This is a genomic window from Leifsonia sp. 10L418 (genome assembly GCF_056395445.1).
In genome coordinates, this window is the sequence record NZ_JBFTJN010000003.1 from 385,867 (window position 1) to 397,705 (window position 11,839).

Genomic DNA, 11,839 nt, shown 5'->3' on the forward strand with positions numbered 1-11,839 from the left:
GGGATTCTCCTCAGTTTCGTTCCGTGAGATCTGTTTTGTTCTGTGAAATCAATGCCGCTCGAAGCATTCCGCGTCGATGCGAATGGCTGATGGCGGTCGCAGCTGAAATCGAATTCATCCGCGGCCACCACCAGCCGTTGTTTTCCGCGCTCTCACACGGTCATGCGTGCTGCCTCAGATTTAGCGGAGGAGCTGCAGAACGCCCTGGTTGGACTGGTTCGCCTGCGCGAGCATGGCGGTACCGGCCTGTGACAGAACGTTGGCACGGGTGTACTTGACCATTTCTTCGGCCATGTCCGTGTCGCGGATGCGTGACTCAGCAGCCGACAGGTTCTCCTTGGAGACGCTGAGGCTCTTGATCGTCGACTCGAAACGGTTCTGGTTTGCACCAAGCTCCGAGCGAGCGGTCGAGACGGCCGTGATCTGAGCGTCGACCGCGATGATCGTTGCGCCAACAGCGGCGGCGCTACCAAACCCGGCGGCCGTGAGGCCGGAGACCGCGGTGCCGATTGCAGCGACATCCGCCGTGGTGACGGCGATCTGGTCGGCGGATGCGACGCCGCCGGCGCCAACCTGGAACGTCAGCGTCTTCGCTGCGTCGAGCAGCTTGATGCCGTTGAAGTTCGTCGACTCGCTGATGCGGGTGAGTTCCTTGCCCAGGGCAGCGACCTCAGTCGAGATTGCGGTGCGCGAGTCAACGTTGTTCGAGTCGTTGCCGGCCTGAACTGCGAGGTCACGAACGCGCTGCAGGATCGAGTGAACCTCGGTCAGGGCGCCTTCAGCGGTCTGGATGACCGAGATGCCGTCCTGGGCGTTGCGAGCGGCGACCGTCAGGCCACCGACCTGCGAACGCAGGCCTTCGGAGATTGCCAGGCCTGCTGCGTCATCCGCTGCGCGGTTGATGCGGAGACCGCTGGACAGCTTCTCCAGCGACTTGCCCAGGTCGTTCTGCGTGTTTGACAGGTTGCGGTATGAGTTGTTCGCCGCAATGTTGGTGTTGATCTGCATGCCCATTGTAAATTCCTCCGTGAGTGGGTCAATGTGAAAACCGGCCCATCCATGGGCCTTCACATGCAACGATCGGCACCCCGGCGACATTCGTTAGTGGTGAGAGAAGAATTCTTTCGGTGGGCGACTTCCCCCCGATCTCGATCACTCACGGAGGCGAATCTACCCGCCGTCCTTTTTCTCGGACGTGTCGGGGGCGCTCTGCGAGCTAACCGGAAAACTCTCGCCGCCATATTTTGCGTTTGCGACAGACATCACCATCGGCCACATACGGTGCCGGGCTGTCGCAGCTTGCCCGCTGTCGAAATAGGTCCGCCTTTGGTTCGCATCCCCTGACACACTGACAACGGCCGCGACCGTGGCGACCTTCGTGCTTGCGCCGCTCATCCAGGTGTCTTTGTTGCCGTCGGTCGTTCCGGTCTTGCCGATCAGCGGAACGCGCGGAGTGGTGTTCTGCCAGGACTGCTGGGCAGTACCGCTCGACATGACCGCCTGCAGTGCGTAGTCCATGTCGGCGACGACCGTCGGTGACACCGACTGGGTGCAGGTCGATTTCGGCACCGGTACATCTTCGCCGGTGGGTCCGACGATCTTGTCGATCGCGATCGGCGAGCAGGTGATGCCGTTGTTCGCGATGCCTGCGAACGCGACGGCGATGCTGAGTGGCGCGATCTCGTTGGTGCCGATCACCGCCGAGGCGTTCTGGTCGAGTGCTGCCCCGTCAGCCCGGTGCACATCGAACGACTCCGCCGTCTTGCGGATGCCGCAGAGGTCGAGCTTCTTCGCCATCCCGATGTACCCAGTGTTAATTGACTTGATCGTTGACTGCAGCGCCGTGTAGTTGGAGCCGGTCTCCGATGAGTCGTCGTTCTTCGGAGACCAGTGTTCGCTGTCATAGTTTTGCGGCCCCAGGCAACTGTCCTGGAACGTGCCCCAGTTGGCCTTCACGCGGGAGTCGACGCGTTCATTCAGCGAGTGGCCCTCTTTCAGCCACTCCCCCAGGGTGAAGATTTTGTAGGTCGACCCCGGCTGGAATCCACTGGATCCGCCGTAGTCGAAGTCGGTGTTGTAGTTGATGCTGGTGTAGTCAGCCCCGGTCGAGAGCACCGCAGGGTCTTGGCTGTAGATCTTGTTCTGCGCCATGTCGAGCACACGCCCGGTTCCCACTTGAACGCTGGTCACGACGCCGCCGACGTCCCAACCCGGATAGGTCATCGGAACGTTGGCCCGCAGCGCGGCGACGGCCGCGCCCTGCAGGTCGAGGTCGAGAGTCGTGTAGACGTTGTAGCCGCCCCGCCGGAAATTCATCATGCGGGTGTCGGCGTCCTCGCCGAATGTCGGATCGTTCTGCAGAACATGTGCCACGTAGTCGCAGAAATACGCCTGGTCCCCGGCCGTCTGGCATCCGGTGCTCGGCTCGTGAATTGACGGTTCGACCGGGGCGGCGACCGCCGCGGCGTACTCGGCGGGGGTGATCTTCGTGTACTTGAGCATCTGGCCGAGAATGTAGTTGCGTCGGGCGGCATTGGCGGCATAGCCGTTGGCTGCGCCATTGCTGGCGCTGTCGGGTTCGTCGAGTTGGAACTTGACCGGGTTGTTCACGATCGCGACCAGGCTTGCCGCTTGCGGCAACGTCAGGGCTGCGGCGCTCACACCGAAGTAGTAGTTGGCCGCTGCCTCAATGCCGTAGACAGTGCCGCCGAAGCCCGTGATGTTCAGATAGCCCTGCAAGATTTCGTCTTTGCTGAACTTCTTCTCCACCCCGATCGCCAGGCGCATCTCTTTGAGCTTGCGATCGGCGCTCGTCTCTGTGGCCGCGTTGTAGCAGTTGTCTCGCTGCTTCTCGTCGGACAGTGTCTCGCATTTCTGCACGAGCACATTCTTGACATACTGCTGAGTGATTGACGACCCGCCTTGGGTTTCGCCGCCGGACACGGTGCTCGCGATCGCCCGAAGCGTTCCCTGCATATCGATTCCGCCATGTTCGTAGAATCGGGGATCTTCTCCGGCAATTGCCGCATCCTTCGCGTACTGACTGATCTGAGCCGTCGTCACTTCAACCCTGTTCTGGTCGTAGAACGAGGCAAGGAGAACCGGAGTGCCGTTGTTCTGAGTGGCGTAGATGTTGCTCTTTTGTGAGAGCTGGCCGATCGCCAGATAGTCGGGGAGGTTCTCGAAGTCATTGATGGTGTTTGCCGCCGCCACCCCGGTCAGCGCGAGCGGTGGTGCCACAGCGACAGCAACGAGAAGCGCGATGACCGCGCTGAGCGCAAGCCCGCCCAGCAGCGCGCCGATGACCCCGAAAAAGCTGCGGCGCGGGGTGACCGCCGATGCGCGCGAGGGGCTGTCGACGATGGCGATCACCCCCAGGTTCAGGTTGAGCGGCGCGGCCGGCGGAGTCAGGTTTGCGGGCTCCGACCGCGTGGTTTCAATGCAACATCAGGTCGAACGAGATGTCCAGCGGATTGACGACAACCCGGCGAATTCTCACAAAACCAGCGCCGCTTTCGGCGTCGTGGAATAGTGGACTCTTCCTGACCGTTAGCTTGGAATGTCGCCACCGCGGCCACTACTTTCAGTTTGACCGTTTTTGACAGGACTCTTGCGTGACCGAAGCCACCCTGCCCGCCCCTCCCCGCCCCATCGCGGATCTCCCCGAAGACCCGCAGACGGCCCGTCGCAACAGCCGCGTGATTTCGCTGCTTCTCGTCTCAGCATTCGTGGTCATTCTCAATGAGACGATCATGGGCGTCGCGTTGCCCAAGTTGATGACCGATCTGCAGATCCCTGCCACCGCGGCGCAGTGGCTCACCACTGCATTCATGCTGACGATGGCGGTCGTGATTCCGATCACCGGTTACCTCCTGCAGCGTTTCAACACCCGTCCCATCTTCATCGCAGCTATGACGCTGTTCAGCCTCGGCACTCTGATCTCGGCGATGGCCCCTGGCTTCGAAGTTCTTCTGCTTGGACGCATCGTGCAGGCCGGCGGAACCGCGATCATGATGCCGCTGCTGATGACGACGGTGATGACACTGGTGCCGGCCGCCTCCCGCGGTCGCACCATGGGAAACATCGCCATCGTCATGTCGGTCGCGCCGGCAATCGGTCCGACCATCTCCGGATTGATCCTCAGCGTGTTGGACTGGCGCTGGATGTTCTGGCTCGTTCTTCCGATCGCGATCGGCGCCCTCATTCTCGGCGCCGCCCGCATTGAGAACGTGACGACCCCGCGTAAGGTACCCGTCGACGTATTCTCCGTGATTCTCTCCGTGTTTGCCTTCGGTGGGCTGATCTACGGCCTGAGCACCCTGGGTGCCCCGGCAGGAGACGGCGCCGTACCCGGCTGGATCCCTCTCGTTGTCGGCATCCTTGGATTGATCGCCTTCGTACTCCGTCAGCTTTCTCTGCAGAAAACCGACCGTGCCCTGCTCGACCTGCGCACGTTCACGTCGACCACGTTCACCGTGTCGATCGTGATGATGTTCGTGAGCATGATGGCGCTCTTCGGCATCCTGATCATGCTGCCGATCTACCTGCAGACCGTGTTGGGCCTCGAGCCCGTTGTGACCGGTTTGCTCATGCTGCCGGGCGGCCTGGTCATGGGTCTGCTCGGCCCGATCGTTGGCCGCCTGTATGACCGGGTGGGGCCGCGGATGCTGTTGATTCCGGGTTCCATCATCGTCAGCGGAGTGATTTGGTCGATGACCCTGATGACTGAGCACACTCCTTTCGCTCTGGTTCTGGTCGCGCACATCACTCTGAGCATTGGTCTCGCTTTGATGTTCACCCCGTTGTTCACTGCGGGCCTCGGCTCGGTGCGTCCGTCACTGTATTCGCACGGCAGCGCGATCGTCGGCACAGTGCAGCAGCTTGCCGGCGCCGTCGGAACCGCACTGTTCGTGGCGGTCATGTCCACTCAGATGCTGGCGTTGCAGGGCGAAGGTCTCTCGGTGACGAGCGCGACGGCCGGCGGCATTCAGTCGGCATTCCTGTGCGGGGCGATCATCTCGCTCTTTGCCGTCGTCGCATCGTTCTTCATCACCAAGCCGGTCGTCGACCCGGCACACGAGATGGTTCCTTCCGGGCACTAGCATTCAGCGGCAGAATGCAGCACATGGGTGACGAACGCGTCGAACCCGGGCCGCATCTCACCGCTTCGGCCTTCGTCGCGGCGCTCTGGCGCGAGCAGTCCGACGCCGAACTCGTGAAGTACAGCAGGTACTTCACGCTCGGCGTCGGAGAGGACGCGGAGGGCGACCGTTTCATCGGCGTGCGGATGGGCAGAGTTTTCGCCCTCGCCGGTGATTTTGCCGCGCTGCCCATCGATGAGATTGAGGCACTGCTCGAGGAGGACATCCACGAGGCACGGGCCGGCGCGCTCCGCATCATGGCGAACCGGGCCAGGAAGGCCGACGAAGAGACGCGGCGGAAGCTCTATGAGCTCTACCTGCGGCGACACGAGCGCATCAACAATTGGGATCTCGTCGACCTCGGAGCGTGGGACGTTGTCGGCAGCTGGCTGCGCGATCACCCCCGCACAGTGCTCTACCGTCTGGCCGAGTCGGAGTCGATCTGGCAGCGTCGAACGGCAATGCTCGCGACGCTAGCCTTCGTGCGTCGCGGCGAACTCGACGACGCCTACGCAATCGCCGAACGGCTCCTCGACGACCCAGAAGACTTGGTGCGGAAGCCCATCGGTGCGGTGCTGCGTTCGGCGGGCGACAAGGATCGTGACCGACTGCTCGCATTTCTCGACCACGAGGCCCCGGCCATGGCCCGTGTCTCGCTTCGCTTCGCGATCGAGCACCTCGACGAGCCGACCCGCAGACACTACCTCGCCCTGACGGCCGAGACCAACTGACACAGCCCCGATACGCGATCTGCGTATCGGGGCTGTCTCACTGTTCTGGAAGGCTGTATTAGGAAAGCGGCGCCATCTTGACGACCATCTTGCCGGTGTTCGCCCCGCGCATGAGCGCCAGGAAAGCGTCTACTGAGTTCTCGATCCCGTCGACGACCGTCTCGTCGTAGACGATCTCGCCTGCTCCGAGCCAGCCGGCCATGTCGGCTGCGAATGCCGGGAAGCGGTGGACGTATCCGCCGACGGTGAAGCCGGTCAGGGTGAGACCGCGCGCGATCATGTTCACCATGTTGCGGGGCCCGACCGCCGGTTCGGTGCTGTTGTACTGGGAGATGGCGCCGCACAGAGCGGCCCGTCCGCCATTGTTGAATGTCGCGAGGGCGGCTTCCAGGTGCTCTCCCCCGACGTTGTCGAAGTAGACATCAATGCCGTCGGGTGCCGCGGCCTGGAGTTGCTCCAGAACGGGACCGTCGTTGTAGTTGAACGCCGCGTCATAGCCATACTTCGAGGTGAGCAGCGCGACCTTCTCGGCCGAGCCGGCTGAACCGATGACGCGCTTCGCACCGGCGAGACGGGCGATCTGGCCGACCATGGTTCCGACTGCGCCGGCCGCGCCGGAAACGAACACGGTGTCGCCCGCCTTGATCTGCGCCACGTCATGCAGACCGACGTACGCGGTGAACCCGGTCAATCCGAGCACGCCGAGCGAGGCCGAAAGGGGAACTCCGGGGATTTCAGGAACGACGCGGAAACCGGCGGCGTCCTCCTGTACCAGGTCGCGCCACCCGTGATCGTGAACGACCACATCGCCGACCTTCACTGACTCGGAGGCACTCGCGACGACGCGGCCGACAGCACCGCCCTTCATCGTGTCGCCGAGTGCATACGGCGGCGTGTACGACTTGACGTCGTTCATCCGGCCACGCATGTAGGGATCGACGGACAGGAACTCATTGGCAACCCGCACCTGACCGTCTTCCAGCGGTGGCAGATCGATGCTCACGGTGCGGAAGTCGGTGTGTTCCGGCCATCCGACCGGGCGATTGACGAGCTGAATCTGAGTGCTAAGGGAGGGAATCGACATGACGGGATGAACCTTTCGAGTGGGGTGAGATCACATGGTGACTGCCTCACTCGACGGTGAATGATGGCGCTGGATCGGTGCTTCATTCGAGTAGCCGTGCCAGGCGACGCCGATGGAGTATTCTGAACCGATCGTTCCACTATAATAGTGAAACGATCAGTACACAAAACGAAGGAACACCATGGGTCGCAGCCAGGCATTCGACACAACGACAGTCGTTCAGGCCGCGCGCGACCTGTTTTGGGACAAAGGCTACGACAGCGTCTCACTCAGTGATCTCGAACGCGCCACCGGACTCAACCGGTCGAGCATGTACAACGCCTTCGAAAGCAAACGCGGGCTCTTCGATGCGGCGGTGCAGGACTACCTGGAGACGGTCATCCGCCCGCGCTTGCAGGTTCTCGATGCAGAACCGGACGGCCGCACCGCCCTCATCACATATTTCTCGGGCCTCGGTGCCGCCGTGGTGGCGCTGAAGGACGGCGCAACACAACGCGGATGCCTCCTGGTGAACAGTGCGGCAGGGCTCGCCGGCCGCGATGACGCGCTCCGTATCGTCGTCGAGCAGTACCGGTTGGAACTCAGCGCGGCGCTCGCGCGCGCGCTCAGTCGCCCATCCATTGCGCTCACACTCCCGGCGGTCGACATCCAGGCTCGCCTGCTCACGTCGCTGTCAACCAGTGCATTACTCCTGGCGCGCATCAACCCCGCCGAGGCCGTCGCAATTCTCGACTCGGCGATCGAACAGATCAAGTCGCTGGGCACCGTCGAACTCGCGGCTCGGTCGGCGTAGCGGTTCAGGCGGGCTAGCCGGCGGCTGCAGCCTGCAACCCGGCAATGTCGAGTTTTCCCATGCCCAGCATCGCCTGCATCACCCGGCCGGCGATCTCGGGATTCGGGTCGCTCAGCAGCTGCGGCAACACCGGCGGCACAATCTGCCACGACAAACCGTACCTGTCTTTCAACCAACCGCACTGGCTCGGCTCACCGCCGTCGGCGGTGAGCTTCTCCCACAGCTCGTCGATCTCCGGCTGCGTCTCGGCGTTGACGTAAAGCGAAATCGCTTCGTTGAACGTGAACATCGGCCCGCCGTTGAAGGCGTTGAGTTCCAGGCCGTCCAGCACGAAACTCACACCCATCGCGGTTCCGGCCGGAACCGGCGCACCCTCGCCATAGCGCGACACGTTGACGATCTTCGAGTTCTTGAAGACCGACACATAGAAGTTCGCCGCTTCTTCAGCCTGCGTGTCGAACCAAAGATAGGGGGTGATCGTTTGCATCAGGTTCTCCTTTGAGTTGCGTCGCGCACCAGGCGGATGTCCAGCCCAGAGTAACCGCGCATGACCAGACAGAACAGACCTGGCCGCAGGGAGATTTCTCGTTCGGACCTGTCATCGGGAATGATTCTGATGCGCCAGAGTTGAACTCAGAGTCGGTGCGCACCGGATGGAGCGCGTGTCAGAAACGGGGATCGATGTCTGTCGCGACGGGAGTCGGGTTTCGGTCAGCGCGCGGACCCATTCTGATCTCGCTCATGGTCACGACCGGCCTCGTCGCGATCGATTCCACGATTCTGGCCACGGCCGTGCCGTCGATCGTGGCCGATCTGGGCGGATTCGCCGCATTCCCGTGGCTCTTCTCCGTCTATCTTCTTGCCCAGGCCGTCACGGTGCCGGTCTACGCAAAGTTGTCCGACGTCGTCGGCCGCAAACCGATCATTCTGATCGGTGTCGGACTCTTCCTTCTGGGCTCAATCCTCTGTGGATTCGCCTGGAGCATGCCGGCGCTCATCGCCTTTCGTGCCCTCCAGGGCCTCGGCGCCGGCGCGGTGCAGCCGATGGCGATCACCATTGCCGGAGACATCTACACCGTCGCCGAGCGCGCGAAGGTCCAGGGCTACCTCGCCAGCGTCTGGGCGGTGTCGTCCGTGGTCGGGCCGACGCTCGGTGGCGTGTTCTCCGAGTTTCTCTCCTGGCGGTGGATCTTCTTCGTCAATGTTCCGCTCTGCCTGCTCGCCGGGTGGATGCTCACCCGCTTCTTCCACGAGACCATCGAGCGGCGGACGCACCGCGTCGACTACGCCGGGGCAGCGCTCCTCACTCTCGGCCTCACCGCGCTCATCCTGGCCGTGCTCGAAGGCGGGCAGGCGTGGGAGTGGGACTCGATTCAAAGCATCGTCGCCTTCTCACTGGGAGCAGTTCTGCTCACCGCTTTCATTGTCGTCGAGCGTCATGCCGCAGAGCCGATCCTGCCGCTCTGGGTCTTCTCCCGCCGACTCCTGTTGACCACGACGCTCGTCGGTCTCGGCGTCGGCGCCGTGCTGATCGGTCTCACCTCCTACGTGCCGACCTATCTGGAAGGCGCTCTCGGAGTGACTCCCCTGGTCTCCGGGCTGGCCCTCGCCGCTCTGACGATCGGCTGGCCGATCTCGGCCACGCTGTCCGGCCGCTTCTACCTCCGCATCGGTTTTCGCACCACCGCGCTCCTCGGAATGAGCATCACGATCGTCGGCGCCCTCACGCTCGCCGTGTTCGGCCGGCATCCATCGCTTTACATCGTCGCCGTGAGCTGTTTCGTGGTCGGGCTGGGTCTCGGCCTCGTCGCCACTCCCGCCTTGATCGCCGCTCAATCGAGCGTGAGGTGGAACGAGCGTGGCGTGGTCACCGGCACCAACATGTTCGCCAGGTCGATCGGCAGCGCATTGGGTGTCGCCATTTTCGGTGCGATCGCCAACTCCATCTTCTCCGCGGTACCCGACGGGCATCACGATCCCGATGTCGTCACCCAGGCCGGCACCGCAGTCTTTCTCGCGGTGCTGATCTGCACTCTCTTCACGCTCTTCGCCGCGCTCGCGATGCCGCGCGCCCGGGTCGAAGACATCGAGTTGAAAGCTCACGCGCCAAGCGTCGAGTAGCACGCTACGAGAGGATGTCCTTCGTCACGAACCGAGCGATCGCCGCCGTGCCAAAGACCGCCAGGTAGCCGAGCTGCAGCAATGCGTTGTCGCCGAATGAAACCCAGCTGATCGGGTCGCGGAGCAGATCGGCGAACCCGAGCCAGTAGTGACTGAACAGCCAGGGGTGCAACCAGTCGAGTTGGGGCAATGCGTCAAGCACTTGGGACGTGACCGAAAGCACGATCGTCGCAGCCATCGCGCCCACCGGAACGTCGGTCAGCGTCGAAATGAACAAGCCGATGGCGGAGAGTCCGAGCAACGACACCGTGACGAAACCGGCAATCAGCGCGAGCCGGAGCAGCGACTCCCCCACCCCGACCGTCGTGCCGGAGAGCAGCGTCACCGGCCCGACCGGAAACAGCACGGTTCCGATCAGCGTGCCCACCACGACAACGGTCAGAGTTGCGACGAGGCAAAAGGCTGCGGCGCCGAGATACTTCACGACGAGCAGCCGGATGCGCCCGGCCGGGCTGATCAGCAGGTAGCGCAGGGTTCCGAGGCTGGCCTCTCCGGCGATGGTGTCGCCCGCGACGACACCGATCGTCAACGGCAGAAAGAGCGGAATCGACACGATGAGCGCCGTCACCCCGACGAAAAGTCCGTTCTGGGTGATCTGGTCGAGAAAAGCGGGACCGCGACCGCTCGGTCGGGAGTCGGAGGTCGCCCGCACGGCGACAGCGATGAGAATGGGGATCGCCGCGAGTGCGGCGAGCATCGCCCAGGTGCGCCAACGACGAAACAAGACGCTGAGCTCCGAGGCGAGCAGGGCGCCTCCCCAGGTCGGGCGGCTGCGCCTGTCGCGGTCCCTGTCGACGGGTGAGCCGGGCAGAGTCGACGGGGGACGGAGAGATTCGTCAGTTGACAATGTCGAATCCTTCCCCCGTGAGTTCAACGAAACGGTCTTCGAGGCTGGCGCCGTCGATGCTGAAACCGCGCACCCGCACCCCGCCGATCACGAGGGCGGCGACGATGGCCTCGGGAAGCAGCGGGTTGCCGTCATCCAGGATTGCGCTGACCATCGCACCGGTCGATGCGCCGGCTGCGGCCGAATCGGGGGCCGGCGCTGCAGACTTCATCGCAACACTGCCCGCAGAACTGGCTGCTGGAGCGACCGGGTCGGTGGTGAGCCCTAGTCCGGCCAACACCCCCAGCGCCGCGGCGACATCCGGAGTGTTCACCCGCACCCGGCTCTGCCCGCCCTGACGCAGTTGCGAGAGCGTGCCTTGTGCAACAAGACGACCGGCGCTCATCACGGCGGCGTGGGTGCAGATCTGCTCGATCTCGGCCAGGAGATGACTCGAAACGAAGACTGTTGTTCCGTCGGCGGCAAGGGAACGAATGAGGCTCCGCACCTCGCGCGTTCCCTGCGGGTCGAGCCCGTTTGTCGGCTCATCGAGCACGAGCAGGTCGCGCGGGCCGAGCAACGCATTGGCGATACCGAGGCGTTGCTTCATCCCGAGCGAGTAGGCCCGCACCTTCTTACCGGCGGCGTGGGTCAGTCCTACCCGCTCCAGTGCGTGCTCAACGCGCGCGGTTCTGCTGCGCGGGCGGGCGTGCCGGTCGGCTGAATCGAGACGGCGTAGGTTCGCCGCCCCGGAGAGAAACGGATAGAAAGCCGGTCCCTCGACGAGGGCGCCCACCCGTGGAAGAACCGCATGCACCGAGTCCGGCATGGTCTGCCCGAGTACGGAGATCTCCCCGCTCGTCGCGGCTGCCAATCCAAGCATCATGCGGATGGTCGTCGTCTTGCCCGACCCGTTGGGTCCGAGAAAACCGAACACCGCCCCCCGGGGGACGGCGAGATCGATCTGGTCGACTGCGGCGTGAGAGCCGAACCGTTTGGTGAGGGAGTGAGTCTCGATTGCCAGGTCGGTCGATGCCAGAGGCCCGATCGACTGCAGAGGCCCGATCGACGGTAGAGCACCGG

The 11,839-nt window shown here is 63.4% G+C and carries 10 protein-coding genes; 4 read left to right on the forward strand and 6 right to left on the reverse strand.

Annotated elements, in window-relative coordinates:
• Positions 1–180 precede the first annotated feature (180 nt).
• Positions 181–1,014 carry a flagellin N-terminal helical domain-containing protein gene (locus tag AC1DCF_RS09770; protein ID WP_477210824.1) on the reverse strand — a complete coding sequence of 278 codons (834 nt, stop codon included), beginning with the start codon at positions 1,012–1,014 and terminating at the stop codon, positions 181–183.
• 156 nt (positions 1,015–1,170) lie between these two features.
• Positions 1,171–3,372, reverse strand: a complete 2,202-nt coding sequence (locus tag AC1DCF_RS09775; RefSeq protein ID WP_477210825.1) for a transglycosylase domain-containing protein — start codon at positions 3,370–3,372, stop codon at positions 1,171–1,173.
• 242 nt (positions 3,373–3,614) lie between these two features.
• Between AC1DCF_RS09775 and AC1DCF_RS09780 the strand changes: the two genes are divergently transcribed.
• Positions 3,615–5,102 carry an MDR family MFS transporter gene (locus tag AC1DCF_RS09780; RefSeq protein WP_441789053.1) on the forward strand — a complete coding sequence of 496 codons (1,488 nt, stop codon included), beginning with the start codon at positions 3,615–3,617 and terminating at the stop codon, positions 5,100–5,102.
• Positions 5,103–5,125: 23 nt separating this feature from the next.
• Positions 5,126–5,872, forward strand: coding sequence for a DNA alkylation repair protein (locus tag AC1DCF_RS09785; RefSeq protein ID WP_477210826.1), 747 nt, complete (start codon positions 5,126–5,128; stop codon positions 5,870–5,872).
• Positions 5,873–5,930: 58 nt separating this feature from the next.
• Here the strand turns inward: AC1DCF_RS09785 and AC1DCF_RS09790 are convergent, their stop codons facing one another.
• The gene (locus tag AC1DCF_RS09790) at positions 5,931–6,956 is read right to left on the reverse strand and encodes an NADP-dependent oxidoreductase (protein ID WP_477210827.1); all 1,026 of its coding nucleotides are present in this window, start codon (positions 6,954–6,956) and stop codon (positions 5,931–5,933) included.
• A 181-nt stretch (positions 6,957–7,137) separates the two neighbouring features.
• Between AC1DCF_RS09790 and AC1DCF_RS09795 the strand changes: the two genes are divergently transcribed.
• A complete protein-coding gene (locus AC1DCF_RS09795) occupies positions 7,138–7,749 on the forward strand; it encodes a TetR/AcrR family transcriptional regulator (RefSeq protein WP_477210828.1) in 612 nt (203 codons plus the stop codon).
• Positions 7,750–7,762: 13 nt separating this feature from the next.
• Here the strand turns inward: AC1DCF_RS09795 and AC1DCF_RS09800 are convergent, their stop codons facing one another.
• Positions 7,763–8,236, reverse strand: coding sequence for a VOC family protein (locus AC1DCF_RS09800; RefSeq protein WP_477210829.1), 474 nt, complete (start codon positions 8,234–8,236; stop codon positions 7,763–7,765).
• A 194-nt stretch (positions 8,237–8,430) separates the two neighbouring features.
• Here AC1DCF_RS09800 and AC1DCF_RS09805 point away from each other — a divergent pair, with 194 nt between their 5' ends.
• Entirely contained in the window at positions 8,431–9,870 is a 1,440-nt protein-coding gene (locus tag AC1DCF_RS09805; protein ID WP_477210830.1) for an MDR family MFS transporter, read from the forward strand.
• Between the two features lie 4 nt (positions 9,871–9,874).
• Here AC1DCF_RS09805 and AC1DCF_RS09810 read toward each other — a convergent pair whose 3' ends face one another.
• Both AC1DCF_RS09810 and AC1DCF_RS09815 read right to left on the reverse strand, forming a co-directional pair.
• Positions 9,875–10,741 carry an ABC transporter permease gene (locus tag AC1DCF_RS09810; RefSeq protein WP_441789325.1) on the reverse strand — a complete coding sequence of 289 codons (867 nt, stop codon included), beginning with the start codon at positions 10,739–10,741 and terminating at the stop codon, positions 9,875–9,877.
• Between the two features lie 25 nt (positions 10,742–10,766).
• Positions 10,767–11,813: an ABC transporter ATP-binding protein gene (locus AC1DCF_RS09815; protein WP_477210924.1), complete on the reverse strand. Its 1,047-nt coding sequence runs from the start codon at positions 11,811–11,813 to the stop codon at positions 10,767–10,769.
• Positions 11,814–11,839: the final 26 nt, after the last annotated feature.

Coding starts and splice junctions, on each gene's coding strand:
- AC1DCF_RS09770 (WP_477210824.1), bottom strand. CDS start 1,014: ATGGGCATGCAGATCAACACCAACATTGCGGCGAACAACTCATACCGC.
- AC1DCF_RS09785 (WP_477210826.1), top strand. CDS start 5,126: ATGGGTGACGAACGCGTCGAACCCGGGCCGCATCTCACCGCTTCGGCC.
- AC1DCF_RS09790 (WP_477210827.1), bottom strand. CDS start 6,956: ATGTCGATTCCCTCCCTTAGCACTCAGATTCAGCTCGTCAATCGCCCG.
- AC1DCF_RS09795 (WP_477210828.1), top strand. CDS start 7,138: ATGGGTCGCAGCCAGGCATTCGACACAACGACAGTCGTTCAGGCCGCG.
- AC1DCF_RS09800 (WP_477210829.1), bottom strand. CDS start 8,236: ATGCAAACGATCACCCCCTATCTTTGGTTCGACACGCAGGCTGAAGAA.
- AC1DCF_RS09805 (WP_477210830.1), top strand. CDS start 8,431: ATGTCTGTCGCGACGGGAGTCGGGTTTCGGTCAGCGCGCGGACCCATT.